This window comes from Telluria sp. AZSoR62 (assembly GCF_058111565.1).
The window spans coordinates 74,442-99,735 of the sequence record NZ_JBYTST010000008.1; the positions used below are offsets into that span (position 1 = coordinate 74,442).

General features: G+C 62.4%; 21 protein-coding genes. 7 read left to right on the forward strand and 14 right to left on the reverse strand.

Annotated elements, in window-relative coordinates:
* Nucleotides 1-60 precede the first annotated feature (60 nt).
* The 5 genes from AC3XQU_RS13890 to AC3XQU_RS13910 all read right to left on the reverse strand — a co-directional run bounded on the left by AC3XQU_RS13890 (nt 61) and on the right by AC3XQU_RS13910 (nt 3,231).
* Nucleotides 61-612: a DUF1003 domain-containing protein gene (locus AC3XQU_RS13890; RefSeq protein WP_489874746.1), complete on the reverse strand. Its 552-nt coding sequence runs from the start codon at nt 610-612 to the stop codon at nt 61-63.
* 117 nt (nt 613-729) lie between these two features.
* The gene (locus AC3XQU_RS13895; protein WP_489874747.1) at nt 730-990 is read right to left on the reverse strand and encodes a YfhL family 4Fe-4S dicluster ferredoxin; all 261 of its coding nucleotides are present in this window, start codon (nt 988-990) and stop codon (nt 730-732) included.
* 19 nt (nt 991-1,009) lie between these two features.
* Nucleotides 1,010-1,510 (reverse strand): pantetheine-phosphate adenylyltransferase, encoded by a 501-nt coding sequence (gene coaD, locus AC3XQU_RS13900; protein ID WP_489874748.1) that lies wholly within the window; start codon nt 1,508-1,510, stop codon nt 1,010-1,012.
* A 122-nt stretch (nt 1,511-1,632) separates the two neighbouring features.
* A complete protein-coding gene (gene rsmD / locus AC3XQU_RS13905) occupies nt 1,633-2,274 on the reverse strand; it encodes a 16S rRNA (guanine(966)-N(2))-methyltransferase RsmD (protein WP_489874749.1) in 642 nt (213 codons plus the stop codon).
* A gap of 63 nt (nt 2,275-2,337) precedes the next feature.
* The gene (locus AC3XQU_RS13910; RefSeq protein ID WP_489874750.1) at nt 2,338-3,231 is read right to left on the reverse strand and encodes a DUF6279 family lipoprotein; all 894 of its coding nucleotides are present in this window, start codon (nt 3,229-3,231) and stop codon (nt 2,338-2,340) included.
* A 25-nt stretch (nt 3,232-3,256) separates the two neighbouring features.
* Here AC3XQU_RS13910 and glmU point away from each other — a divergent pair, with 25 nt between their 5' ends.
* The gene (gene glmU, locus AC3XQU_RS13915) at nt 3,257-4,633 is read left to right on the forward strand and encodes a bifunctional UDP-N-acetylglucosamine diphosphorylase/glucosamine-1-phosphate N-acetyltransferase GlmU (RefSeq protein ID WP_489874751.1); all 1,377 of its coding nucleotides are present in this window, start codon (nt 3,257-3,259) and stop codon (nt 4,631-4,633) included.
* A 100-nt stretch (nt 4,634-4,733) separates the two neighbouring features.
* Here the strand turns inward: glmU and AC3XQU_RS13920 are convergent, their stop codons facing one another.
* The gene (locus AC3XQU_RS13920) at nt 4,734-5,204 is read right to left on the reverse strand and encodes an Lrp/AsnC family transcriptional regulator (protein ID WP_489874752.1); all 471 of its coding nucleotides are present in this window, start codon (nt 5,202-5,204) and stop codon (nt 4,734-4,736) included.
* 161 nt (nt 5,205-5,365) lie between these two features.
* On the opposite strand from AC3XQU_RS13920, the gene glmS reads away from it, so the two are divergent.
* The 3 genes from glmS (at nt 5,366) to AC3XQU_RS13935 (ending at nt 10,043) form a co-directional block, all read left to right on the forward strand.
* Complete coding sequence (glmS, locus tag AC3XQU_RS13925) at nt 5,366-7,195, forward strand: glutamine--fructose-6-phosphate transaminase (isomerizing) (RefSeq protein ID WP_489874753.1); 1,830 nt, start codon at nt 5,366-5,368, stop codon at nt 7,193-7,195.
* Nucleotides 7,196-7,640: 445 nt separating this feature from the next.
* On the forward strand, nt 7,641-8,732 hold the full coding sequence (locus AC3XQU_RS13930; RefSeq protein WP_489874754.1) for an NAD/NADP octopine/nopaline dehydrogenase family protein: 1,092 nt from the start codon (nt 7,641-7,643) through the stop codon (nt 8,730-8,732).
* Between the two features lie 3 nt (nt 8,733-8,735).
* Nucleotides 8,736-10,043 carry an acyl-CoA synthetase family protein gene (locus AC3XQU_RS13935; protein ID WP_489874755.1) on the forward strand — a complete coding sequence of 436 codons (1,308 nt, stop codon included), beginning with the start codon at nt 8,736-8,738 and terminating at the stop codon, nt 10,041-10,043.
* Here the strand turns inward: AC3XQU_RS13935 and AC3XQU_RS13940 are convergent.
* The 6 genes from AC3XQU_RS13940 to tssK are packed head-to-tail and all read right to left on the reverse strand — an operon-like array spanning nt 10,040 to nt 18,357.
* The gene (locus tag AC3XQU_RS13940; protein ID WP_489874756.1) at nt 10,040-11,482 is read right to left on the reverse strand and encodes a hypothetical protein; all 1,443 of its coding nucleotides are present in this window, start codon (nt 11,480-11,482) and stop codon (nt 10,040-10,042) included. The two genes, AC3XQU_RS13935 and AC3XQU_RS13940, sit on opposite strands and share 4 nt — an antisense overlap.
* A gap of 9 nt (nt 11,483-11,491) precedes the next feature.
* A complete protein-coding gene (locus AC3XQU_RS13945; RefSeq protein ID WP_489874757.1) occupies nt 11,492-11,755 on the reverse strand; it encodes a PAAR domain-containing protein in 264 nt (87 codons plus the stop codon).
* Nucleotides 11,756-11,801: 46 nt separating this feature from the next.
* Nucleotides 11,802-12,758, reverse strand: a complete 957-nt coding sequence (locus AC3XQU_RS13950) for a hypothetical protein (RefSeq protein WP_489874758.1) — start codon at nt 12,756-12,758, stop codon at nt 11,802-11,804.
* A gap of 6 nt (nt 12,759-12,764) precedes the next feature.
* Nucleotides 12,765-14,144 (reverse strand): hypothetical protein, encoded by a 1,380-nt coding sequence (locus tag AC3XQU_RS13955; protein ID WP_489874759.1) that lies wholly within the window; start codon nt 14,142-14,144, stop codon nt 12,765-12,767.
* Between the two features lie 20 nt (nt 14,145-14,164).
* Nucleotides 14,165-17,020, reverse strand: a complete 2,856-nt coding sequence (locus AC3XQU_RS13960; protein WP_489874760.1) for a type VI secretion system Vgr family protein — start codon at nt 17,018-17,020, stop codon at nt 14,165-14,167.
* The gene (gene tssK / locus AC3XQU_RS13965) at nt 17,017-18,357 is read right to left on the reverse strand and encodes a type VI secretion system baseplate subunit TssK (RefSeq protein ID WP_489874761.1); all 1,341 of its coding nucleotides are present in this window, start codon (nt 18,355-18,357) and stop codon (nt 17,017-17,019) included. The genes AC3XQU_RS13960 and tssK overlap by 4 nt, the downstream gene beginning before the upstream one ends.
* A gap of 184 nt (nt 18,358-18,541) precedes the next feature.
* Between tssK and tssE the strand changes: the two genes are divergently transcribed.
* The 3 genes from tssE to tssG are packed head-to-tail and all read left to right on the forward strand — an operon-like array spanning nt 18,542 to nt 21,938.
* Nucleotides 18,542-19,051, forward strand: coding sequence for a type VI secretion system baseplate subunit TssE (tssE, locus tag AC3XQU_RS13970; RefSeq protein WP_489874762.1), 510 nt, complete (start codon nt 18,542-18,544; stop codon nt 19,049-19,051).
* A gap of 2 nt (nt 19,052-19,053) precedes the next feature.
* A complete protein-coding gene (tssF, locus tag AC3XQU_RS13975; RefSeq protein ID WP_489874763.1) occupies nt 19,054-20,895 on the forward strand; it encodes a type VI secretion system baseplate subunit TssF in 1,842 nt (613 codons plus the stop codon).
* Entirely contained in the window at nt 20,859-21,938 is a 1,080-nt protein-coding gene (gene tssG, locus AC3XQU_RS13980) for a type VI secretion system baseplate subunit TssG (protein ID WP_489874764.1), read from the forward strand. Before tssF ends, tssG begins: the two co-directional genes overlap by 37 nt.
* 8 nt (nt 21,939-21,946) lie before the next feature.
* On the opposite strand, the gene AC3XQU_RS13985 is transcribed toward tssG, so the two are convergent.
* Complete coding sequence (locus tag AC3XQU_RS13985) at nt 21,947-22,360, reverse strand: DUF2750 domain-containing protein (RefSeq protein ID WP_489874765.1); 414 nt, start codon at nt 22,358-22,360, stop codon at nt 21,947-21,949.
* A gap of 144 nt (nt 22,361-22,504) precedes the next feature.
* Complete coding sequence (locus AC3XQU_RS13990) at nt 22,505-25,216, reverse strand: hybrid sensor histidine kinase/response regulator (protein WP_489874766.1); 2,712 nt, start codon at nt 25,214-25,216, stop codon at nt 22,505-22,507.
* Nucleotides 25,217-25,294 lie beyond the last annotated feature (78 nt).

The following is a 25,294-nucleotide window of genomic DNA, read 5'->3' on the forward strand; positions in this document are numbered from 1 at the left end:
ATGAGCGAGTTTTGGTAATCGACAGGCCGAACGTCGCCCAGGATGCCTCTCGCAACGGGTTTATTTGCGCTCGCAGTTGAGCTGGGCGCCGGACTCTTCGATGATGGACAGCACCGCCTCGGTATCGGTCGGTTTGGCCAGCTCTTCGGCCTCGTGGTCGACCTTGTTGCGGACATTGGGCAGGTCGCGGCGCAGTTCTTCCAGCATCGCGATGATCTTGCTGCTCTTTTCTTCGGCCAGCAGATTGACCTGCAAATCGAGGTGCGAGTGCTGGCTGGCCAGGGCGGACATGCGGTTCTGGCGAATCAGCACGGCGGTGGAGATGACAAAGGCGTTCAGCGCAATGAAACCCTGCAGCCAGAAGAAAGGAGGCTCGTCCCATTGCTCGAAACCCAGTCCGGGTGCCAGCAGGTTCCAGGCCATCCACAAGACGGCGCCCACCAGGTTGGCGCCGACATAGAGCGGGGTGCCGAGGACCAGGCTGATCTTTTCGAACAGGCGCTGGCCCGCCGTGGCTTGCTGTTCATGCCGGGCATAGAAATCGGATACCGTGCCGACGTGCTCGTGCAGCGCGGACGGCAGGGTTTCACTTGGCTTGTCGGGCGTCTCCATGAAAATCAGGATAGCACGCTGAAAAACGGGCTTATGCGCGTGTGCGCACACAAGGGAGGCGCATCCGGGTCAGGTCAGGGACGCGAAAAAAAAAGCCGGCGATGAGCCGGCTTGAGATTACGCGTTTGCCTTGGCGGCAGTGAGGCGTTCGTATTTCGCCTGCAGTTCTTCGCGCGATTCGCGCCAGGCCGGGTCGAGCGGAATGCAGGCGACCGGGCACAGCACCTGGCACGTCGGCTCGTCGAAGTGGCCGACGCATTCGGTGCATTTATGCGGATCGATCTGGTAGAACTCGGCGCCCATCGAAATGGCGTCGTTCGGGCATTCGGGTTCGCAAACGTCGCAATTGATGCAGTCGTCGGTAATCAGGAGGGCCATGCGGTGCTCTCGTTATTGCTCAGGCTGACGGCGCGGCCTGGATGGCTGCGATTTTCTTTTGCAGCCAGCGGTCCACCGAGGGGAAGACGAATTTGGAGACGTCGCCGCCCAGCATGGCGATCTCGCGCACGATGGTGCCGGAGATGAACTGGTACTGGTCGGACGGGGTCAGGAACAAGGTCTCGACATCGGGCAGCAGGTAGCGGTTCATGCCCGCCATCTGGAATTCGTATTCGAAGTCGGACACTGCGCGCAGGCCGCGCACGATGACGCGCGCATCGTGCTTGCGCACGAAATCCTTGAGCAGGCCGGAGAAACTCTCGACCTGCACGTTCGGGTAATGGCCCAGCACTTCATTGGCGATTTCCAGGCGCTCGTCGAGCGCGAAGAAGGGCTTCTTGTTCTTGCTGTCGGCCACGCCTACCACCAGGCGGTCGAACAGGCCCGAGGCACGGCGAACGAGATCCTCGTGGCCACGCGTGAGCGGATCGAAAGTACCTGGATAAACGGCTACAACCATTGCGGCTCCCCTTGGAGAAATCACCTAATCAGAACGCGCATTATGCCTGAAAATCCGGCACCCGCCCCAGCCTGGGGCGGTGTTTGCCCAATCCTTGTGCAGAATCGACAGCCACTTGGCGCTCAGGCGCTGTCGTTGTGCAGTTTCAGGAGGTAGTAATAGACCATGCCGGCTTTATCGGCGCGGATGGCATCCCAGCCGAGCAGCCAGTCGGGGATGTCGCCGCCTTCCTGCGGCAGCGGCTCGCCCGTTTCCGCATACACCAGGCCGCCTTCATTGAGGATGGCCGGGCACAGCGGCAGGATCTGGCTGAGCAGGCCCAGCTGGTAAGGGGGATCGAGGAAGATCACGTCGAAACGCTGGCCGCGGGCAGCCAGGTCTTTCACCAGCGCCAGCGCATCGGTGCGCAGCACGCGGACATTGGCCGCTTTCAGTTTCTCGCGGGTCTCATCGAGCTGGCGTGCCGCCGGGCCATGGTTGTCCACCATCGTCACCGAGGCCGCGCCGCGGCTGGCCGCTTCGAAACCGAGGGCGCCGGAGCCGGCAAACAGGTCGAGGAAGGCGGCCTGGTCCCAGCCGCCGCCGAGCTGGTGGTTGATCCAGTTGAAGACCGTTTCGCGGACGCGGTCCGGCGTGGGACGCAGACCTTCGGCATCGAGGACCGGGAGCAGGACGCGTTTCCAGGCGCCGCCGATGATGCGGACCTGGCGCGGCGCCAGGCGCGGGGCGCCGTGGGCCGTGGGTTTGGCTGACTTCTTTTGCATGGGCGGCACTATAGCATGGGCCATCGCACCGCTCTGGCGACGCCCTGCCCGCCCGCCTGGCTGTTACTTACCGACTGCCAGGCCCTGGAAATCCGTGATCCAGCCCTGCATGCGCTCCTGCGCATGCTTCTTTTGCGCCGGTGTGGCGATGCGGATCGCGGTCAGGATGTATTTCGTGGTCTGGTCCAGGCTCGTGTCATAGAAGGCCTTGCGCTCCGGCGACTCCATGCGGGTGAAGAATTCGCGCTGCATGGCCTGGATCTGGGCAGACGCCTGGTCGCGGTTCATCTTTTCCTGCTGAATCTTGCGCAGCGTGGCGAGAATGCGTTTCTGGCGCCAGACCCGCTCTTCCAGCCAGGCTTCGTTGTCCAGCGGACGCGCGTCCGAGGCGCGGCGCAGGGTCGCTTCCTGTTCGCTGCTGAAATTGCCGAACCACAGGTCGAACTGTTCCATCGACTTCTTGAAACGGGCTTTCTGGCGTTTCTCGACACTGCCCTGGATAAATTTCTTCCGGTATTCCTCGTTTTTCGAATTGAATTTGCGCTCGATATTGGCAATCTGCTCGGGTTTGATCGACAGTGCGAGGGTAGTGATTTCCGGCACGGCGCGCGCAGCCAGGCGCTCGCCGCGGATGCGGATCTCCTTGTAGGCGCCCAGCAGGTCGGCCTGGGTCGGGTTGGCGGCCAGCTGGCGCTGGAAGCCGGCGAGCAGGGCCGCGTAGTCGCGCAGCTGGGTCTGGCGGTGCCACTTGAACAGGTTGTCGATATCGCGTTTGGCGACATCGGCTTGCTGGCCTTCCAGATCGGCATAGGAATCCATCCACCAATACAGTAAGGTATCGCCCTGGTTGTAGGTGAATTTCACCGAGCTGCAGCCCGCGGCCAGCGCGAGCACCACCACCATGAAGAGCGCAATCGTGCGCCGGAGCAAGTTGTCTGGCGTGTTAAACTTTTTCATATTATCAACTTTTTGAGAACGGCTTATGAACGTTGTGATCCTCGCCGCCGGCATGGGAAAGCGCATGCAATCTGCGCTGCCGAAAGTCCTGCATCCACTGGCGGGGAAGCCGCTGTTGCAGCATGTCATCGATACGGCGCGAACCTTATCCTTGAGTAAATTATGCGTGATTTACGGTCACGGGGGCGCAGCGGTGCCGGAGATGCTGGCCAAGCTGTCCGCGGCAACCGGCACGGCCATCGATACGGCCCTGCAACAGCCGCAGCTGGGCACCGGCCATGCGGTCATGCAGGCCGTACCCCAGCTGGACGAAAACGTGCCGACCCTGGTGCTCTACGGCGACGTGCCGCTGACCGCCGCCGCCTCGCTCGCCAAGCTGGTGGAAGCGGCCGGCAACGACAAGCTGGCCATCCTGACCGTCGAGCAGGCCAACCCGTTCGGGCTGGGCCGCATCGTGCGCGAGAACGGCAGCATCGTGCGTATCGTCGAAGAAAAAGACGCCAACGAAGCCGAGCGTTCGATTCGCGAGATCAACAGCGGCATCATGGTCGTGCCGACGCCGCACCTGAAGAAATGGCTGTCCGCACTGTCGAACAACAATGCGCAGGGCGAGTACTACCTGACCGATATCGTGGCCCAGGCAGTCGCCGATGGCGTGCCGGTGGTATCGGCCCAGCCTTCGGCCGAATGGGAAGTGGCGGGCGTCAACAGCAAGGTGCAGTTGGCCGAGCTCGAGCGCCGCCACCAGCTGAACATTGCCAACGCGTTGCTGGAAAAGGGCATCACCCTGATGGATCCGGCCCGCATCGACGTGCGCGGCGAACTGGTTTGCGGGCGCGACGTCACGATCGACGTCGGCTGCGTGTTCGAAGGCCGGGTCGAGCTGGCGGACGGCGTCACCGTGGGCCCGCACTGCGTGCTGGTCAATGCGAAGATCGGCGCGGGCGCCACCATCAAGCCCTTCTGCCATATCGAAGACGCGATCGTCGGCGACAAGTCCCAGATCGGCCCCTACGCGCGCCTGCGCCCGGGTACCGAGCTGGGCGAGGACGTCCATGTGGGTAACTTCGTCGAGATCAAGAACAGCACGGTCGCCGCGCACAGCAAGGCCAATCACCTGGCTTATGTGGGCGACGCCACGGTCGGCTCGCGCGTGAACATCGGCGCCGGCACCATTACCTGCAATTACGACGGCGCCAATAAATTCCGCACCGTGATCGAAGACGACGCCTTCATCGGCAGCGACAGCCAGCTGGTGGCACCGGTCACCGTCGGCAAGGGCGCGACCCTGGGTGCGGGCACCACCCTCACCAAGGATGCGCCTGCGGGCAAGCTGACCATCTCGCGTCCCAAGCAGATGACCATCGAAGGATGGACCCGTCCAGTGAAGGCCAAGAAGTAATCCACCGGCCATGCACAGCCAGCGCACAGGATAAGCACAGGGTTGTACCGTGCTTATCCCGTGGCGCTTCCACTGCTAGTCCACAGCTTTATCCACAACTTCAGACGGCGACGCGGGTGTCGAACTTACTGCGGTGGGTGGAGAAATAGGCTTTCACGTTGCGCACGTTGGCGTGGGCCGTGAACAGGCGGTGCGCCAGGTCGTGGTAGGCCGGCATGTCGGCCACCTGCACCACCAGCACGAAATCCGGGCCCGGGGTGACGCGGTAGCACTGCAGGGCGGCCGGCTCGAGCCCCACCAGGCGTTCGAACTCATCCATGCGCTCGGCTGCCTGCACGTCCAGCGTGATCTCGACGATGGCCGTCAGGCGGGCGCCGAGCTTGTCCGGCGACACGATCGCAACTTGCCGCTCGATAACACCATTTTCGGTGAGCTGTTTTACGCGGCGCAAACAAGTGGGCGGTGACACGTGCACGAGTTCGGCCAACTCGGCATTCGTATGCGATGCATCAGTTTGCAAGGCGTTGAGGATGCGACGATCGAGCTCGTCGAGAAGTAACTGTTCAGACATGGTGTGAAATAAATAACAAATAAATTAGTGTTAGTTGAAATAATATTTCATCACTGACGATGCGTGAAATAATCTGTCAAATATACATGAAATCTGAAAGCTTATTTCATCGTAGTTGCTCTACGATAGGATTAATTGCTAATTTTTAAACGAGGTCAACTATGTGCGGTATCGTCGGTGCAGTCGCCAAGCGCAACATCACTCCAATCCTGATCGAGGGCCTGAAGCGCCTCGAGTATCGCGGTTACGACTCCTGCGGCGTCGCCGTGCACCTGGATGGCAAACTGACCCGTTCGCGCAGCACCTCGCGCGTGGCCGAGCTCGAGTCGCAGGTGCGTGAAGCGCGCCTGGACGGCTTTACCGGTATTGCCCACACCCGCTGGGCTACCCACGGCGCGCCGGCTTCGCACAATGCCCACCCGCACTTCTCGCCGACCGAAGACAATGCCCGCATCGCCCTCGTCCATAACGGCATCATCGAAAACCACGACGAGCTGCGCGCCGAGCTGACCGCCCTCGGCTACGTGTTCACCAGCCAGACCGATACCGAAGTCATCGCCCACCTGGTCGACCACATGTACACTGGCGACCTGTTCGAGACCGTCCAGCAGGCGGTCAAACGCCTGCATGGCGCCTACGCCATCGCCGTGTTCTCGCGCGAAGAACCGCACCGCGTCGTCGCCGCGCGCCAGGGCTCGCCGCTGATCCTGGGCGTGGGCGACAGCGAAAACTTCGTCGCTTCCGACGCCATGGCGCTGGCCGGCACCACCAACCAGATCATTTACCTGGAAGAAGGCGACGTCGTCGACCTGCAGCTGGCGCGCTACTGGATCGTCGACAGCGAAGGCCGCCCGGTCGAGCGCGAAGTGAAAACCGTGCACGCCCACACCGGCGCCGCCGAGCTGGGCCCGTACCGCCACTACATGCAGAAGGAAATCTTCGAGCAGCCGCGCGTCATCGGCGACACCCTCGAAGGCGTCACGGGCATCATGCCGGAGCTGTTCGGCGACGGCGCCTATGGCGTGTTCAAGGAAATCGACCGCGTGCTGATCCTGGCCTGCGGCACCAGCTATTACGCCGGCCTGACCGCGAAATACTGGATCGAATCGATCGCCAAGGTCCCGGTCAACGTCGAGATCGCCAGCGAATACCGCTACCGCGACAGCGTCCCGCACCCGCAGACCCTGGTCGTGACGATTTCGCAGTCCGGCGAAACCGCCGACACCCTGGCCGCCCTGAAGCACGCACGGAGCATGGGCATGCCGCATACGCTGACCATCTGCAACGTCTCGACCAGCGCCATGGTGCGCGAGTGCAAGCTGAACTACATCACCCGCGCCGGCGTCGAAGTGGGCGTGGCCTCGACCAAGGCCTTCACGACCCAGCTGGCGGCCCTGTTCCTGCTGACCCTGACGCTGGCGCAAGTCAACGGCCGCCTCACCGACGAAGCCGAAGCCGAGCACCTGAAGATGATGCGCCACCTGCCGGTCGCGCTGTCCTCGGTGCTCGCGCTCGAGCCGCAAATCATCGCCTGGGCCGAAGAATTCGCACGCAAGGAAAACGCCCTGTTCCTCGGCCGCGGCATGCACTACCCGATCGCCCTGGAAGGCGCACTGAAGCTGAAAGAAATTTCGTACATCCACGCCGAAGCCTATCCGGCCGGTGAACTCAAGCACGGCCCGCTGGCGCTGGTGACCGAAGAAATGCCGGTCATTACGATCGCCCCGAACGATGCGCTGCTGGAAAAGCTGAAGTCGAACATGCAGGAAGTGCGCGCCCGCGGTGGCCAGCTCTATGTGTTCGCCGACGTCGACTCGCGCATTACCTCGGGCGAAGGCGTGCACGTGATCCGCCTGCCGGAACACTATGGCGACCTGTCGCCGATCCTGCACGTGGCGGCACTGCAGCTGCTGGCGTATCACACCGCGCTGGCGCGTGGCACCGATGTGGACAAGCCGCGCAACCTGGCCAAGTCGGTCACGGTCGAATGAGCCATCCAGTCAGTCGTAAAAACGCCTGAAGAGTGTGAGCTCTTCAGGCGTTTTTTTATTTGATGACAATGGGCAAGGCGCCGTGGCAGCACATGCTAGAGCCCATGCGGCTTCTCACGTTTTGGCAAGGTGAACAGCGGAAATCTTCGTTGGATTTCTGCGTCTTCGCTTGCCCAGCTCAGGCAGGAATTCGGTTGACTTCGCAAATGAACAAACTTATCTTAAATTTAATCGATGAGCAGCCAAGAGCATTGCTAGTCCGATGTGAATTGCTTCGGGCGGCGAGGTGGAACCCACCCTGTGCGTTCCCCCGGGACGCGTATGCGCGTATGTCCCGACCCCGTTGCCGCTTCTGATGAACCTGTTAATCAAGCCGCCGCTGTCTTGCGGATCCGGTCGCTGACGCTCGCCGCGTCGTGCCCTTGCTTGGTCGAATGGAGGACGCATGAACGTGTTAATGGTTGGTGCAGGCAATGCCGGATGTGCGCTCGGCGCCATCCTTGCGCAGGAGGGAAACCGCGTCGTCCTGTTCAAGACGTCCCACTCCCTGCATGACGAGAATTTCGACACGGTGCGCGAATCGCGCACCATCCGCCTCGTCAGCAATCCCAAGGGAGGCGAGACCAGCATGGCCTCGATCGCGCTGGCCACGCGCGATGTCGACGAAGCCTTCGCGGTCACGCCCGACGTCGTCTACATCACCACCCAGACCCATTACCACGCCGATATTGCCGCACTGATCGGCCCCTACCTGAAGGCGCACCAGCTGGTACTGCTCGCACCCGGCTACATGGGCTCCTGCTACTTCCTGCCCTACCAGGCGAAAGAAGGTTTCCTGCTGGCGGAAGGCGAAAGCCTGCCCTATGACGCACGGATTACTGAGCCGGGCGTGGTCAATGTCCTGTTTCGCAACACGCGCAATGCGCTGGCCTTCTTGCCGCGCGAACGTGCCGCCGAAGGCCTGCAACGCGCCGCGCAACTGTTCCCGACCTATGTCGCAACGCGCAGCAACGTGGTCGAGTCGGCCATGCACAACCCGAACCTGATCGTGCACACCATCGGCTCGCTCCTGTCGGCCAGCCGCATCGAATATGCGCAGGGCGAATTCTGGATGTACCGCGAAGCGTTTACACCTTCCGTCCTGAATCTGCTGTACCGGCTGGATGCCGAAAAAAGCGCGGTCATTGCCGCGACCGGGGGCAAGCCCTCGCCCTATTTCGACGAATGCAAGTTCCGCAACGAAGAAGACCTGTCGCAGCCTTCGCTGTCCGTCTTTCGCCGCTACGCCGCCGAGGGCGGGCCCAAGGGGCCGGCTACCTTGCAGACGCGCTTCATTACCGAAGACGTGCCGATGGGGCTGGCGCTGCTGTCCTCGATCGGCCGCCTGATGGGCGTGCCCACGCCCACGGCCGATGCGCTGATCGTGATCGCCAGCGGCCTGCTCGACCGTGACTTCACCGCGGAAGCCCGTACCCTGGCCAGCCTGGGACTGGGGGACGTGTCGCCCGACGAATTCAAACGCATCCTGAACGGGTGACCCGTGGCCCTGCACGACGTCCTTTCCAAGCATTACTACGCGTGGCGCCGCTATATTCCCAGCCGCGTGCTGTATCACCCGGACTTTTTCCGCGTGCGCGAATTGCTGGCGCAGGACAGCACGGCGATTGCCGCACAGGCGGGCCTGCGCCTGCGCCAGATCCTGGTGCACGCACTGGAGCATGTGCCGCACTACCGCCGTACGGTCAGGCTCAACGCCCTCGAGGCGGCGAACGAACCCCTGCACGAGGTCCTGGCGGCCTTTCCGTATCTCGCCAAGGAAGAAGTCATGGCGCGGCAGCGCGAGTTCCTCGACGAGCGGCTCGATCCTTCCAAGCTGATGTATGCCACCAGCGGCGGTTCGTCCGGCCAGGGTATCGGCATGTGGCGCACCAAGCGGCTGGCGGACATCGAAAAGGCGTTCTTTACCCACGAATGGGGCAAGCTCGGCTTTTCCTTCGACAAGTCGCGCATCCTGCGCATCGGCGCCGACGCGCGCCGCCTGGCGCATGAAGAACCCTGCCGCGTGGTGGGCAATCGGCTGATGCTGTCGCCCTATCACGTGCACGGACAGCACAAGGCGGCGATCCTCGATGCCATTCATCGCTTCCGGCCTGAGTACGTGCATGGCTACCCGAGTTCCGTCACCGCGCTGGCCGAGCTGCTCCAGCCGGGCGAACTCGAGGTGCGGGTCAACGCGGTACTGCTGGCGTCGGAACCGGCGACGCCAGCGCAGCTGGCATCGATACGGCGGCTGTTCCGTGCGCCGGTGTCGCTGAACTATGGATTGTCGGAGCGCACCAACCTGGCTTTCCTGAATGTGGACGACCAGGGAACGTCTGACTACCTGTTCCAGCAGCTCTACGGCTGGAACGAAAACCGCATGGATGGCGAGCGTGCTGAAATCGTGGGGACTTCGCTCTGGAACGACGTGATGCCCCTGATCCGTTACCGCACGGGCGATTACGGCCGCATCGAGGCAGACGGCCGCTGCGCGGTGATCGACGGGCGCGGCCATGAATTCCTGGTCGACCGGGCCGGCAAGCGCATTCCGGGGCTGGCCATCGTCATCGACGAAGTCACCTGGGATTTCGTCCGGCTATACCAGGTGCGGCAGGCCCGGGCCGGCGAGATTACGCTGGCCGTAGTGCCGCGTCATGGCAGCCTGAACGATGAACAGCGCGCCTTCGTGCTCGACGCCCAGTTAAAGCGCTGGGGTGGCTTCTTCGACATCTCGCTACAGGAAGAAGACGATATTCCCCTGGCGGCGAACGGCAAGCGCAAGCTGGTGGTGAACTCGATCGAAGTCTAAGTATTGTCGTTGGCTGCGCAGTTTGCTGGACGCACGAGTGCGGCGCTGCGCAGGTAGGGATCTTCGTTGCCGACGCACAGCACCGGCGCATTGCGTTCGCGCGCATAGTGGCAGGCCAGGGCCAGCGTCGTCAGGAAAGGCACGGCGCCGCAACTTCCGCTGCCCAGGCCGACGCGGACGATATCGTCGGCTGCATCGAGTTGCGGAATCACCGGTGCGCTCAAGCCCATCAGCTCGAGGACGCGGTTGGGACGGTGGCCAGTATCGGCGACGATCATGGCGATGTGCGCCAGTTCGGTGGCGCTGGCCTTGCAGAGCTGTTCCGTCAGTTCCAGCAGCAGCGACGAATCCAGGCGGCGGGTATCGTCGGCCGAACTGTCGCGGCGGTGTTCGTGGAGCGGGCCCAGCATGACGATGTCCGTGCCATGGATCGACTCCGCCTGGCGCAGGTCGGTCAGCAATAATCCACAGGCGCCCTCGCCCGGTATCCGGCCGCTGCCCTTCGATGCGTTGAACAAGGCCGCATTGGCTGCGAGGCGGTCGATGCTTTCCTGGCCAACTAGCGAAGCACAGGCAATCACGATCGCCACTAGCTGCTTGGGCTCTGCCGATGGCGCTGGCAGTAGTTGCGTGAGGATAGCGCTGGGGGTGCTCAGGTGAAGTTGTTCGGGCTCCGGTGTGGCGATGGCAGCGTCCGGCCAGCCGTACTGGCTGACTGTATGCCTGAGCCACATGATGGCTGCGCGGCGGATCTCCACGGTCCAGTCTGGCGGCAGCATCGGCGTGAGCTGCAGCATGGGGGGCTGTCCTTCAAGCGGCATGCAATCGGTGGCTGCAAGGCTGGCGAGTTCGCCCGCCACGCCGGTAGCCATGATCAGCGCGCGCCATTGCTCTTCGGTGAAATCCATCGCGGGCACATCCCGGCCGGCCAGCCATTCGGCGATCTCATCCTGCAGCATCTCATCGACCGCATCATCGACACGCGCTGTCATGACCGGGAAACCATTGTCGTCGACCAGTTCCTTGTCCAGGTCCGCACGTGCCTCGTTATCGGCAATAGAACTGGCAAGCTCGTCCACCGACGCACCGTAGGGGGAACGCAGTGCTGCGGCCATGACAGCCACGACGGGTGCCGCTGCTGCGGCATGGGCTGCTGGTGAAGCCGGAGCCGGCTTGGCAAGGCCTGCAGCAGGCAATGCCGCAGCGCGCGCGGTAATGGCTCTATGACTACCCCAGAAAGCGAACAGCAAGGCCAGCGGCAGCAGGAACAGCGCCATCGCCAGGTCAGCCGTTCCAGGATTGTGGTTGGTCGCATGCCAGTACCAGATCACGATCGCCCAGCACACTACGAAGGTCGTCGTGATGACTGCGCCGAGCTTGAGCCACTCACTGGCCTGGCGCGTTGGCGCCGATGCGGTAGGGGTCGAGAGAGTCGTCATGTTTATGGCTCAGAGTTTGTCGATCGTTGCCTGCTGGCCTGCGATCAGGGAGGCGCCGCAGGCGGTTTTGTCGCCATGCCGGGCGGCAGGCTTGCCATCGATGATCAGGCTTGAGTCTCCGCTGATGATCGGACTGGAGCCATGTTTCGGGCAGACCGTCTTGTCACCCATGCGGGCGATACCCACTCCGCCAGTGGTACTCTGTCTTGAAGCTTCGATCACTGCGCCACCGTGGGAAGTCTTATCTCCGAGCTTTATCAATGGACCGGCCATTTTTTACCCTCAATCAAAATTCATGCGTTTACGCTTGCGGGAATAATCAATCTTGTTTGTCGTCCCACTGCCAAATGGTCTTTCCATATGATGTGCCGAGCGAAGGCATGACATCCCCTTTCTTAAATGATTTGCGTGAATTCAATAGTGCCGGGGTGAAGTAATACCCAGTTTGTACGCACAATTCCCCACTCGCAATACGGATTCTCTGATGACCACGTTCATTGAAATCCGATTGCAACGTAGGTGAGTCTTCTGTTTTCTCAACTAAATACCAAGTGCAATTTCTATCTTCAAAGACCTTGTGCTCATCATATTTTTCCCCTGTTTGCGGATCAAGAATATCCTCAATACGGACACATACACTTGTCAATGGCGCGCATTTCAAATGCGTTCCGAGAAATTGTGGGCAGCCATCAGCAAGACTTGGCAGATATATCCCTTGAACTTCGACTTTCTCGCCCGAATTAATGCATCTCGTTGAATTTATTCTATATGAACACGGTGCGGAACGGCTGTGGATAAGTTCGAGCTCTTGAGCATAAACAGAAGTTTTCAAGTCTGGCCAGTCAGCTCTCTCAGTAAAACAGATTGCATGTGCCATAAGCAAAGCCGAATAAATGTTATCTTCGTATTTCTTTTGATCTTCGGAACGCATCCAATCGATCGGCCAATAGTCCGCCTGGCCCTTGACATCGCTCCTGACTGAATGAGCGTAGCCAAGGCCTGCAGTATCCCCATGAGTTAAAAGAACAAAGCCTTCGTTAAGACCCTGCAAGGTATGACGAAAATTCGGTAATACACGGTGTCCCCATACAATATCGGGTTGATCTGGCAAGGGTTTAGATCGATACCTTAGGGGTAAGTTCGACATGTAGGACGTTAAACAGTCCTCTACATGTTCGATCATTTTTTGCCATTTATCCCGCATGTCGGCGAAATATTCGATTGAACTAAAAAGTTCCAACAAACTTATTTGATCAACATCAAGCTTGGCATGCATCGCACTTTATCCTAAGTTATTTTTCAAAACAGGTACGCCGACCAGATTGTTCTGCGTGCCTAACTCGTCATAAGACCATCCTGTGCGCTTGCGTTGCGAGATAGATCCTTTTTTAAGATGGGACGGATCAATCACGAGTTGCACAGCGCCACCTTCGAGGACATAATTGGAACGTCCTAGGGTTTGTGAGGCGGTGACTCCTTCCCAAACATTCAGCCCTTTTCCGCTTGGCACAGTGTAGGTTACATATTCTCCATTTGCATTCCAATTCGCCCAAACAGCGAATCGTCGTCTCCAGTCCGATTTCGATTTCAACTTCTTAAATTCTTCTTCACGCATCCAACAGATACTGTTGTCTTTCGAAGTCGGGTCAACGATACGGTAAAGTTTTGTTCCAGCCGGAATTGTGACAGCTTTCATCGAATGAAATGTGTGAAACGATTTTGTGCTAGGCCAACCAACACGGTCAGCCGGCGGTTCGCGTAACCCTCTGTAGGAAGCCGTCCCGGTGTCGTCCACCCAATCCGGCTTCTCCTTTTGAAATGCTGCGATTTCCTCATCAGGAGAGCCTATTTTTTTGAATGCGTGCGGATTGACTGCGTTTAGATGAGCACGGTGCGCCATATCGGCATCAATCTCCAACCGTCGAGCCAGAAGTTGAAGGTAGTTTTGAACTGGTTTCAATGCTTCAGCGAGCTGGCGATCCGCGCCACGCTTAACAGAGTCAATACTTTCTAATAACTCTTGGACTTTCTTTGAAATCCCCGTTCCACTCCAACGTTGTACCAGCTTTAGCAAATTTTGCGCTGCACTTGCGACCTCGTTGAATGCAGCACGAAGGGCATTGACATTTGTCTTTGTTGCAATTTTCTCGACTTCTTTTGCCAAGACCCTATAGGGGTTGTCCCATTTAAGCGAGGTTAATGCCTTCGCAACCTCGGGCTTCGCGAGGAATTTATTTAATTGACCGACTGACGAATCAACATAGATATCCAACCGAGGGGTGATGCCGCTACGTGCAGCTCCTTTTCTCAAGGTTGCGAACATCACCTTTAAACTGCCTTTAACCAGGGAGCCGAGGGCGGGAAACAGTCCAATCAAAGTGAGAACCAAGGAGATCCAATGCCATGAAGTTTCTGGCTCACTGTTGATTTTTTTACAGTTTGCTACAAGATCTCGGACGTCGCAAATCTGATCAACGAAAGGAATCATCGAAATGATTGTCCCAGTCGCAACCTGAGCCGTGCTCGCGTTATCATTGAAGTCACCTTGAATTACCTCCCAAATCCATTGACCGGCAGCCTCAAGGTTTTTGCGTCCACTTTCTAGCCAATTGACGGGAGCCGAAGTGAACCATGCAAGCGCATTTTCGAATTCATTATTCATCGAACGTAATCTCTTTATGATTACTCATGATTAAAAAACGCTTCTGCGCTCTTGAGCATTTCGTCCAATGAAGCCCAGGGTTTATCTTTTTTTGGCCGGCGCTCCTCATACTCCACACTCACCGGCTTATCAGGCACATTCTCATGCCGGGCGTTGCCTTCGCTATCGAGCTTTCCACTGATGAAGACGCCTTCAGCAAACTTGATTTTGTAGCCGACATTTGCCATTGGATTACTATCTGCATCACGGTAGTTCAGCGCTATGAAGTTGCTGAGGGTGGCGCTGCCAGCAGGTAGCTGCGCAAATTCCGCTGGTTTTTTCGCACCCTTATCAAAAACATGCTGCCCGCCCTTCACCGAAAACGTCCCCGGACACGCAAACGTAATATCCCCACCCTCCAGCGTGATCGACGATTCCCCCGCCTGCAGCACGATCTTTTCCTTGGCCTTGATCTCGATGCAGTCATTCACCGAGATCACGACGACTTCCTTATCCGCCAGGATTTCCAATGCATCCGTATGTGCCTGCAGGGACACCGGCCCATTCGCCGCGATCGCCTGGATCCCGCCTGAATGCGTGAAGAAGCTCGCTGCCCCGCCCGCGACAGACGAAAACGTATGCCCCGCCGTCATGTGCAGGTCCGACTGCGTCGTCCACTGCAAGTGTTTTCCCGCATACAGGACGGTCGAGGCTGGCGTCGCCCAGTTGATGCTGGCCGCCGAATCCATCAGCACGATGGGCGACCCAAACTTCTCCACAGGCTGCGACGCATCAAGCTCGCGCGATCCCTGCTGAGCCTTGAATGCCGGCTGCCCATTTACCGGCCCCTCATACTTGCCCTTCGCCTGGGGATCGATCTGCTCGATGAGTTCGTCCTGGGCCTTCGCCGCATCCTTGCTGAACAGCGCTTGCTGCGCCGCTGCCGCATCCCCCAGCGCGGTCGTCAATTCCTGTGCACTCTTGAACTGTGCTAGGGCTTCCGCCACATCCATCTGCGTAGAGCTCACGCTGCTCCCCAGAACCGGCTGGGCACGCGTCGACAACAGCACACCCTCCCCGCCGCGGATAACCGCCCAGGCATCGGTGCGCAGCTCGAAGCCGCTGCCGCGGTAGGCGCCACGCTGGGCCGTCCCCGGCTCTTGCTGGATCAGATAGCCAAGGTTCAGCTGCGTCGCGCCGACGCTGGTCGCCAGGCGCATGCGCACCTGCCCGGACGTGTCGTCGATCTGCCACTGGTTGTAGCCGCTGCCGTCGAAGTTGCGCGTATGGATCCCCGATATGGCCCCAGCGTGATTGGCGCCCGAATCGACGCCGGCCGAGAACGGCGGCAAGTCCGCCCCGTTGTACAGCTGCGCCACGATCACCGGCCGGTCGATATCGCCTTCGATAAAATCCACCAGCACTTCGGTACCAATGCGCGGCGTGAAGACGGTGCCCCAGTTGGGCCCTGCCAGCGCCTCGGCCACACGCACCCAGGCGCCAGACGTCTCATTCCCCGGTGCACAGCCTTTACCGTCCGTGTTGTGCGCCATCCCGCCCGCGTTGGGACTAGTACCGCGCTGCCACGCGAACTGGACCCGCACCTGGTGGTCGCGGTTGGTGGTCGAGATATCGTTCGCCAGCCCGACGACAAGCGCGCATTGCGGCCCGGGCGCGGTGATGCGCTGCGGCGCGGCGGTGGCGCGCGGCACCAGCGGCACCGCCTCGCGCACGCAGGCAAAGGTATTGCGGTAAGTGCCGTTCTCGACAGCAGCCCCCTCCAGCCCAACGATCCCGGTCTGGAAATTGTTGCGGGCCTCATGCCTTACCCACAGCACCTTGAAGGCATTCGCCCCTTCGGGATAACGGTCGTGCTGGGTCAGGTGGAAGGCGCAACCGGCCGCCAGCCTGCGCACGGCGCCGCTTCCCTCGAATACCTTGTTCTCGAGCTCGAGCGCCTGCAGCATCAATTCGCTGTGCGCATCGGCCGCCTGCCGTTCGGCGACGATGCGTTCGCCGCTGCCGTCATAGACCTGCAGGAAAGGCAAGTCGCCCGCATCCAGTACGGATGCGTGTTCCGCTCCCTGCGCCAGCAATTGCGCCGGATCCCAGCTGCTGATCGATACGGCGTTGGCCTCTACCCTGCGGCGTGCGCGAAAGCCGTCGATGGCGTCGTCGGTGTCGGTAGCGCGCACGCCATGGAAGCGCAGCACCTCGCCCCCCGGCATCGACGGCGCCGTCGCCCGGCTATCGAAAATCACCAGCTTGTGGCGCGCCTGGCCGTGCGGGCCGGCGCCGCCATCGTCGGCCTGGTCGTGTTCGAAACGCCAGTTCAGCCCTTCGGACGCGAGCAGGCGCAGCAAAAAATCCAGGTCGCTCTCGCGGTACTGGGTGCAGACCGCGCGCGGTGCGAGTTCCTGCGACACCTCGAAATCGACACGCACCTGTGGATAATCCGCCAGTAATTCACAGGCAATGTCGCGGACGTTCTTGTCCTGGAAGATATAGCTGTCGCGCCGCAGCCCCAGCATGGCCAGCGCCGGTTCCAGCCGCAGCCGGTAGCGCGCGACGCCGCCGTCCGCGCCCAGCCAGGAAGCGGCCGTGCAAAGCCCGTGCCACATGCGCCGGCTGCCATCGGGCTGCAGCAGGCCGACGGTGAGCTCTTCGCCGATGAACAGGGCCAGGTCAAGGTCGGTCGAGGTGCTGAGCGCCTCGACGTCGAAGGCGAATAATTGGTTGACGGCTTCTACCCCGGAGAATCCTTCCGCCACCAGCGATTCGGGCAAGCCGCTGTCCTGGGCGCTGGCCAGCGTGATCAGGCGCGCATGCTGGCTCAGGCCAGTACCGAACAGCCCCAGCGCGACGCCCGGGGCGGCCACATCCAGCGCCGCGTTCATGCAGCGACGGCCAGCAGTTCCAGGCGCAGCTCTTTCATGCCGGCCGGGACATAAATCGAGATCGATTGCGCCTTGAGCATGCGCTCGTACATCGGCCCCTTGGCCTCGAGGATGAAATAGCAGGTCTCGGGCCGCACCGGCACCGCGGCCGGCAATTGCGGTGCGTACTGCAGGCGCACGCCGGGCAGGGCCGACAGCACGAATTTCTCGACATCGTCGGGGGCGCCGACCTTGAAGCGCAGCGGCACCACATCCACCAGTTCCACTGCGGGAATCGCGGCCGACACGGCGACGTAGAAGGTGGTCTTCTCGTCGATCTTGCCCGAATCGAGCATGCCGATGTGGTAAGACGGCCGCACTTCGTTGAGGGCGATCGAGAAATATTTTGAGGAGATCACCGTATCGAGCAGCTCGCGGATGATCGTCAGGAGCTTGGCAAAGGCCGGGCCCGGGTCGCCGTGCTGGTAGGGCGGCAAATCGGCCAGGGTCCAGCTCTTGGAGAAGGTCATCAGGCCGCCGGCCACGTCGAGCAGGCTTTCATACAGGCGTTCCGGATGCAGGGCGGGATGATGAAAATGATGGGTCAGGCTTGCATAGGCGGAACTGGCCGTATGCAGCAGCCAGAACGAGGACATGTCGCCCGAGCGGAACTCCACCACGTTGCGGCTGGGCTCGCGATGGTGCCCGTAGAGTGCGGCGACCTTGGCCTGCAGCGCGTCGAGCAGGCGGCGCAAGCCCTGGAACAGCACCGGCGCCGCACCCAGGGACAGCGAAGGCGGCACGAAGCCGTCGTCGATCTCGAAGCCGCCGGTGGCCGCACGGCGCAGGCGCAGCAGCGGGAAGTGGACATAGGAGTCGCGTGGCTCGAATTCGGATACCAGCCGCACCGCCTTTTTCAGGTAGGCCAGCTGCACCGGCGCCGCTTGCGTGTACAGGTCGGGCGTGTCGGCGTTGGCCTGGACGAAGCGCGCCGTATTGGTGGCCTGCCCCGGCGGCGCGAAGTTGCCGCTGAAGGGTTTCAGGCCGGGCAGGGCGATGGAATAGGTGACGGTCTGCTGCGACTGCTGCAACAGGCTCAGGTCCACCGGTTCGGGCAGGGCGTCGATCTCGGGCGCATCGACCAGCTCGCCGTCCTGGAAGCGCACCGACAGCGACAGCAGCCGCAGCATGCTGTTGGCCAGGGCTTCGCGGTCGACCTGCAAGGCTTCGACGCCCCAGGCGTAGGGATGCACGGCCTTGATGCCCTTGTGCAGGCATTGCTCGTGGTAGTGGTCTTGCCGCTGGAAGTGCTGTGGACGCAATAACAGGCCTTCGCCCCAGAGAACCTTGCTGGTCATGTCTCCTCTGCCTTCCTCAAGTGTGATTCAGTTGAACAACTCTCCGGAAACCATAACAAACCAATGGGTTGCCCATGTGAAGTTGATCAAACGTTGGTGCTGCGCGGCGTGGCAACATCGGGTTTGGTTTTTTCCGTCCACACGCCGCGCTCGGGTCGACCGGGGAACAAGAAAGGGGAGCCCCATGAAGGGATACACGCCGGGGTTGTTCGACCGCCTGCTGGGCGTACCGAACCGCGGGCCGGGCCAGTCCGCCGCGACGCGCATGACGATCGAGGAACTGAAGGACACGGTGGCGCGCGACCTCGAATCGCTGCTCAACACGCGCTCGAGCATCGGGGACGGCGACCTGAAGGCCTACCCGGAATGCAGCCGCTCGATGGTCACCTATGGCCTGAACGACTTCGCCGACCTCTGCCTGTCCAGCCCGACCGACCGCGCGGCGATCTGCGCCAGCATCGAGAAAACCATCGGCTGCCACGAGCCGCGCCTGCGCAACGTGCGCGCGCTGCTGGAGATGCGCGACGATACCGTCAACCGCCTGAATTTTTCGATCACGGCCGTGCTGGTGGCCAGCGTGTCGCAGGAACCGGTCAATTTCGATGCCGTGCTGACGCCTTCGACCCTGCAATACAGCATCAGCAAGGCCGGCAAGGCGGGCAAGGTCGCGCGCCCGGCGCTGGTCGGGGCTTGAGCATGGAACAACTGCTGCCGTACTACGAAAGCGAGCTGGGCTACCTGCGCCGCAACCTGCGCGAATTCGCCGAGCGCTATCCGCGCATCGCCGGGCGCCTGTTGATCAGCGGCGAGGTATGCGAAGACCCGCATACCGAACGCATGATCGAATCCTTCGCGCTGCTCAATGCACGCATCGCGCGGCGCCTCGACGACGACTACCCCGAATTTACCGAAGCCCTGTTCGAGGTGCTGTACCCGCATTACCTGCGCCCTTTTCCTTCGTGCTCGATCGCGCGCATGGATGTCAGCGGCGCGGCCAAGCAGGGCGGCGCCAGCACCATTGCGCGCGGTACCCAGTTGAATACCCGGCCGGTGCGCGGCGCCGCCTGCACCTTCCGCACCGTGTATCCGGTCGATGTGGCGCCGGTAGCGCTGTCCCGGGCCGGGTTTTCCGCCATCATCGACGCGCCCGAGGCCGTGCGCCTGCCGGGGGCGGCTTCGTCGAGCATCAGCCTTACCCTGGACTGCACCGCCGAGCAGGGTTCGCTCGCCCAACTCGATCTGCCCAGCCTGCGCGTTTTCATCGATGGCGAGCCGTCGTTCTGCGCCGCCCTGCGCGATGCGCTGTTCATGCGCACGGTCAGCGCCTATGTCGAAGCCGGGAACAGCGGGCGCTGGACGGCGCTGCCGGTGGTGCCGGTGCGCCCGGCCGGCTTCGGCGAGGACGAAGCGCTGATCGACTTCCCGGCGCGCTCGCACGCGGCCTACCGGCTGCTCACCGAATATTTCTGCTTCCCCGAGAAATTCAATTTTTTCGATATCGACCTGGCGGCGCTGGCCGCCGCCGCGCCGCCCGGCGCGCGCAGCGTGACCCTGCACCTGGCGCTGTCCGGCCTGCGCTCGGACTCGAACACCGCGCGCATGCTCGGCACCCTGTCCACCAACAACGTCCAGCTGGGCTGCACGCCGGTGATCAACCTGTTCCGCCAGCGCGGCGAGCCGATTCGGGTAACGCATGCCAGCGCCAGCTATCCGGTGCTGGCCGATGCGCGGCGCGCCTTTGCCTACGAGGTGTATGCGATCGAGTCGCTCAGCCTGATGCGCCAGACGCCGCAGGGCGACACCCTGGTGCAGTTCCGCCCCTTCTACGCGCTGCGGCATGCGCAGACGCCGGAAGACGCCGGCCATTATTACGCGGTGCGGCGCGACGAATCGCTGGCCGACAAAAGTCCAGGTTTCGAGACCCAGGTCTCGATCGTCGACATCGACTTCGATCCGGCCGAAGTGGAAACCGACACCCTCAACATCGAGCTCACCTGCACCAACCGCGACCTGCCCGCGTCCTTGAGCTATGGGCAAGCCGGGGGCGACCTGTTCCTGGAAGGCGGCTCCAGCGTGCGCGCGATCGCCTTCCTGCGCAAACCGACGGCCTCCTACCGCTTCGCCAGCGGGCGCGGCGCGCACTGGCGCCTGATCTCGCACCTGGCGCTGAACCACCTGTCGCTGGCCGACGGCGGCGTGGAAGCCTTTCGCGAGATGCTGGCGCTATACGACTTGCCGCGCTCGCCCTCCTCGCAGCGCCAGATCGGCGGCATCAAGGCGATCGCGCAGCGCCCCGCCACCACCTGGCTGGCCGGTAATCCCTTCACCTGCCTGGTGCGCGGCGTCGAGGTGCGCCTGACCATCGACGAAGAAGCCTTTGTCGGCAGCGGCATCCACGCCTTTGCCCAGATCATCGAGCGCTTCCTTGCCCTGTACGTGCATGCCAACAGCTTTACCCAGCTGGTGATCGTGTCGAACAAAACCGGAGAAGACTTATTGACATGCCAGCCACGCAGCGGCGATTTGAGCCTGCTGTAATCGACCGCCTGTTCCGCGAGCCCTACCGCTTCGAGTATTTCCAGGCGGTGCGCACGCTCGAATTGTGGGCGCAGCGGCGCGGGCTGCCGCGCAAGGAGCTAGTGGCGAACTTCCTGCGTTTCCAGAATTCGCTCTCGCTCGGCTTCCCGGCCAGCCAGGTCGAGGCGATCCAGGCCGAGCCGCGCGAGCTTGCCCCTGGCGCGGCGGCCCTGGGCGCCGCCTTGCAGGACGGCTCGCTCAAGTACATTCGCCTGACGCCCTCCTTCATGGGACTGCTGGGCGGCCAGGGCATCCTGCCGCTGCACTACACCGAGCGCATCGCCGAACACCAGTGGCTGGAAAAAGACGAGGGTGCGCGGGCTTTTCTCGACACCTTCTCGAACCGCTCGCTGGCGCTGTTCTACGAAGCCTGGCGCAAGTACCGGCTGGCGCTGCAATACCAGCTCGACGGCCAGGACAGTTTCTTGCCGCTGCTGCTGAGCCTAGCCGGCCTGGGCGACAAGTCGCTGCGGCGCCGGCTGGCGGGCGGCGAAGAAGGCGCGGTGCTGGACGAGTCGCTGGCCTATTTTGCGTCCTCGATCCGGCACCGCCCCGCCTCGAGCGTGCAGCTGGCGCGGGTGTTGTCGGAGTATTTTGGGCAGCACGTCGTCGCCGAGCAGTTCGTCGGCTGCTGGTACGACGTGCCCCCTGGCCAGCAGACCATACTCGGCAGCGACAATGCCGTGCTGGGCGTAGGGACCATCGCCGGCGCCCGGGTCTGGCAGCGCGACTTGCGCCTGCGGCTGGTGGTGGGCCCGCTCAACCGCGCCGGCTTCAACGATTTCCTGCCCGGGGGGTTGGCTGCGCGCGCATTGAAAAGCATGCTGTCGATGTTCACCGGCCTGTGCCTCGAATACGAAGTCGAGCTGGTGCTGCTGGCGGCCGACGTGCACAACATTCGTTTGGAAGGCGACGAGGGACGACTGGGCTGGGATGCCTACCTGGTGGAAGGCTTGCAGACGCAGGACCGGCGCGATGTGCGCTACGAGCTGCACAGCCTGTAGCAGCGGAACTAGCGGTTCAGGGCGCGTTCCAGGTCGACGCGCAGCATGTAGATGGTTGGCGTCAGGCCGCGGTCGCCCGGGGTGTAGAAAATGCCCGGCAATACGCCGTCTTCCTCGAGCTGGGGCAGCAGGTCGGTGATCAGGTCGTCGAGGGGAAAGGATTGCGGCTCGTAGCCGTCCCATTCGAATTCGGCGCACAGGTCGGCGAATTCGCTGGCCGGCCACATGGCAAAGACCAGGGTGCCGTCGTCGGCCTTGGCCAGCGCCCAGCCATCGCGGTACAGGCCCCAGACTTCGCCGTTTTCCGCCACTTGCCGCACGAAATGCGTATAGCGCCGCGGCGCAGGCAGGGTGACGACGTCCGCCAGTTGCTGCGCGCCCAGCTTGATTGCTGAAAGAGTTTGCTCGCTCAAGGTGTCCACCGCATGTGGTTGCCGGCGTTGATGCCGTCAGCATGAGGATACGCCACATCGCGCATCGGCGGCGCAGGCAGCTCAAGCCCGATCGCCCGGATCGGCCGGCGTGCGCTGTGGATAAACTTAAACTTTTCCACAGCTCCAGGCGCCTCAGGGCGCGATCTGCCCCAGCAGTTCCTGCACCACGGCCAGCTGTACCGGCTTGGTCAGGTGATGGTCGAAGCCGGCCTCGTTCGACTTCTGGCGGTCGCTGTCGGCGCCCCAGCCAGTGAGCGCCACCAGGGTCATGCCGGCCAGGCCGGGAACCTGGCGCATGGCCCGGGCCGTGTCGTAGCCATCCATGCCCGGCATGCCGATGTCGAGAAACGCTACTTGCGGGCGGAAGCTGCGCGCCACCTCCACCGCCGCGGCGCCATCGTGTGCCACCTGCGCCGTGTAGCCGCAGGCTTCCAGGATCATCGACAGCGTCACGGCGGCGTCGACATTGTCGTCCACCACCAGGATCTTCATGCCTTCGGCGCCGGCGCCGGCCGCCGTGTCGGCCGTGGCGTCCACTGGCGTAGCGGCGTCGTCGGCCTCGGCCAGCGGCAGGCGTACCGTGAACACGCTGCCGGCCTGCGGGTTCCGGCTGGCGGCCGAGACCCAGCCGCCGTGCATGTCCACCAGGCGGCGCACCAGCGACAGGCCGATCCCGAGGCCGCCCTGGGAGCGGTCGGTATGGTCGCCGATCTGGCTGAACATCTCGAATACCGAGACCAGTGCGTCTTCCGGGATGCCGATGCCGTTGTCCGACACCGTGATGACGGCTTCCCAATCGTCGATCGCCATCGACAGGCCGATCTTGCCGCCGGCCGGCGTGTACTTGGCGGCGTTGTTGAGCAGGTTGGCCACCACCTGGGCGATGCGGGTCACGTCGACCTCGGCCATCACGGGCTGCTCCGGCAGGTCGACCGACAGTTCGTGGCGGGCGCTCTCGACCAGCGGCAGGCTGGTCTCGATGGCGCTGGAGAGCACGGCGCGCAGGTCGGCGCGCTCCTTCTTCAGTTCGAGCTTGCCGCCGCTGATGCGGGCGATGTCGAGCAGGTCGTCGATCAGGTGCACCATGTGGCTGACCTGGCGTTCCATCATCTCGCGCACGCGCCCCACCGTGGCCGCGTTGTCGCCCTTCAGGCGCATGACGCTCAAGCCGCTGCGGATCGGGGCCAGCGGGTTGCGCAGTTCGTGCGCCAGGGTGGCGAGGAACTCGGTCTTGCGGCGGTCCATCTCGGCCAGGTCGGCGGCCAGCTTGCGCAAGGTGTCCTCGGACTGCTTGCGGACCGTGATGTCGCTGAACAGCAGCGCCACCTTGTAGTTGCCCGGCCCGCCGATGCGGGTGGCGTAGACGTCGAACCAGCGCCCCATGGCCGGCGCCTCGTTCTCGAAGCGCACCGGCTCGCCCGTCTGCGCGACCCGGCCATAGGTCTCGAACCAGAAGGCGTCGAGCGCGGGCAGCAGCTCTTTCGCGGTCTTGCCGATTGCGTCATGCAGGCCGGTGTGCTCCTCGAACATCTTGTTCATCTCGAGGAAGCGGTAATCGACCGGCCGTTCCTGCTCGTCGTAGATCATCTCGAAGATGCAGAAGCCCTGGTCGACCGATTCGAACAGGGTGCGGTAACGTTCCTCGCTGGCGCGCAGCTTTTCGGCGGCGCGCTTGGCGTCGGTGGTGTCGACCACGATCGCCACCAGGCCCTGGAATTCGCCGTTCGGGCCGCGCAGCGCGTTGACGCTGCTGGTGGCCGGCATCAGGGAGCCATCGCGGCGCTGGTACTGCTTGTCGACGATTATGCCCGCCTGGCCCTCGGCCAGCCGGCGCACCGCCTCGAAGGTCACCGGCAGCGAATCCGGCGCCGTGACGTCGAACACGCTGGTGCCCAGCAGCTCGGCTTCGGTGCGGCCCACCATGTCGCAGTATTTCTGGTTGACGAGGGTGATCCGGCCATCCGGATCCATTTGCACCACGCCGGTGGCGGCCTGGCTGACGATCTTCTCGAAGCGCTCGCGGCTTTCGTACAGCTTCATTTCGGCCAGCTTGCGCTCGGTCTGGTCCACGCCATGTACCAGCACGCCCGTGACCTTGCCTTCGCCGTCGCGCAATGCGATGAACACCAGGTCAAGGAAGCGCTGCTCCAGTGGCGCGTCCGGGCGCCGCTGCAGCATGATTGGCAAATCCGAGCCGCGAAACGGCTCGCCGGCCTGGTAGACCCGGTCGAGCAGTTCGATGAAGCCCTGGCCGTCGATTTCGGGCAAGGCCGCGCGCACCGGCATACCAACCAGGTCGCGGTTGCCGATCAGTTGCAGGTAGTTGTCGTTGACCAGCTCGAACACGTGATCGGGCCCGTTCAGCACGCACATGAAGGCCGGCGCCTGGCGGAAGATGTCTTCCATGCGCCCGTTGGCGGCCTGCAGCTGGCGCACCAGCCGTTCGCGCTCGGCGTCCGCCCCGACCTGCGCCGTGATGTCGCGCGAGACCGCCAGCAAACCGTGGCTCGGTGCACCAACGGCGCTGACCGTCACGTCCCACCATTTCAAGGTGCCGGCTGCGGTTGGACAGGCGCCGCGGAAGCTTCCATTGCCGGTGCGGCGGGCCGTTTCGATCGCAGCGGCGATGTCCGCGCTGCTCGCCGCCGGCCACAAGGTCGACCATACGCTGCCCACCACCTGATTGATGTCGGGAATCTCCATCGCGCGCTGGCCATTGTGGTTCATGGCGACGATGCGGCCCTCGGCGTCGAGCAGCTTGACGCAGTCTGGACTGGCTTCGAAGAGTTGCAGGCCGAGGGCGGCCGGGTCGATGGTCGGGGCGGGGATACTGCGATGCTGCATGCAATCTGTCCTTGGTGGGCCGCTGCTGCGCGATAAGGGAAGGTCCTCGGCAGTATATCTGCATGCCGTGGCGGAGGG

Bases quoted from the DNA above. Each gene is read 5' to 3' on its own strand.
- tssK (WP_489874761.1), bottom strand. From the start codon at position 18,357: ATGACCAGCAAGGTTCTCTGGGGCGAAGGCCTGTTATTGCGTCCACAG.
- AC3XQU_RS13930 (WP_489874754.1), top strand. From the start codon at position 7,641: ATGAACGTGTTAATGGTTGGTGCAGGCAATGCCGGATGTGCGCTCGGC.
- AC3XQU_RS13910 (WP_489874750.1), bottom strand. From the start codon at position 3,231: ATGAAAAAGTTTAACACGCCAGACAACTTGCTCCGGCGCACGATTGCG.
- AC3XQU_RS13950 (WP_489874758.1), bottom strand. From the start codon at position 12,758: ATGCATGCCAAGCTTGATGTTGATCAAATAAGTTTGTTGGAACTTTTT.
- AC3XQU_RS13990 (WP_489874766.1), bottom strand. From the start codon at position 25,216: ATGCAGCATCGCAGTATCCCCGCCCCGACCATCGACCCGGCCGCCCTC.
- glmU (WP_489874751.1), top strand. From the start codon at position 3,257: ATGAACGTTGTGATCCTCGCCGCCGGCATGGGAAAGCGCATGCAATCT.
- coaD (WP_489874748.1), bottom strand. From the start codon at position 1,510: ATGGTTGTAGCCGTTTATCCAGGTACTTTCGATCCGCTCACGCGTGGC.
- AC3XQU_RS13945 (WP_489874757.1), bottom strand. From the start codon at position 11,755: ATGGCCGGTCCATTGATAAAGCTCGGAGATAAGACTTCCCACGGTGGC.
- rsmD (WP_489874749.1), bottom strand. From the start codon at position 2,274: ATGCAAAAGAAGTCAGCCAAACCCACGGCCCACGGCGCCCCGCGCCTG.
- glmS (WP_489874753.1), top strand. From the start codon at position 5,366: ATGTGCGGTATCGTCGGTGCAGTCGCCAAGCGCAACATCACTCCAATC.
- tssE (WP_489874762.1), top strand. From the start codon at position 18,542: ATGAAGGGATACACGCCGGGGTTGTTCGACCGCCTGCTGGGCGTACCG.
- AC3XQU_RS13955 (WP_489874759.1), bottom strand. From the start codon at position 14,144: ATGAATAATGAATTCGAAAATGCGCTTGCATGGTTCACTTCGGCTCCC.
- AC3XQU_RS13940 (WP_489874756.1), bottom strand. From the start codon at position 11,482: ATGACGACTCTCTCGACCCCTACCGCATCGGCGCCAACGCGCCAGGCC.
- AC3XQU_RS13960 (WP_489874760.1), bottom strand. From the start codon at position 17,020: ATGAACGCGGCGCTGGATGTGGCCGCCCCGGGCGTCGCGCTGGGGCTG.
- AC3XQU_RS13895 (WP_489874747.1), bottom strand. From the start codon at position 990: ATGGCCCTCCTGATTACCGACGACTGCATCAATTGCGACGTTTGCGAA.
- AC3XQU_RS13890 (WP_489874746.1), bottom strand. From the start codon at position 612: ATGGAGACGCCCGACAAGCCAAGTGAAACCCTGCCGTCCGCGCTGCAC.
- tssG (WP_489874764.1), top strand. From the start codon at position 20,859: ATGCCAGCCACGCAGCGGCGATTTGAGCCTGCTGTAATCGACCGCCTG.
- tssF (WP_489874763.1), top strand. From the start codon at position 19,054: ATGGAACAACTGCTGCCGTACTACGAAAGCGAGCTGGGCTACCTGCGC.
- AC3XQU_RS13920 (WP_489874752.1), bottom strand. From the start codon at position 5,204: ATGTCTGAACAGTTACTTCTCGACGAGCTCGATCGTCGCATCCTCAAC.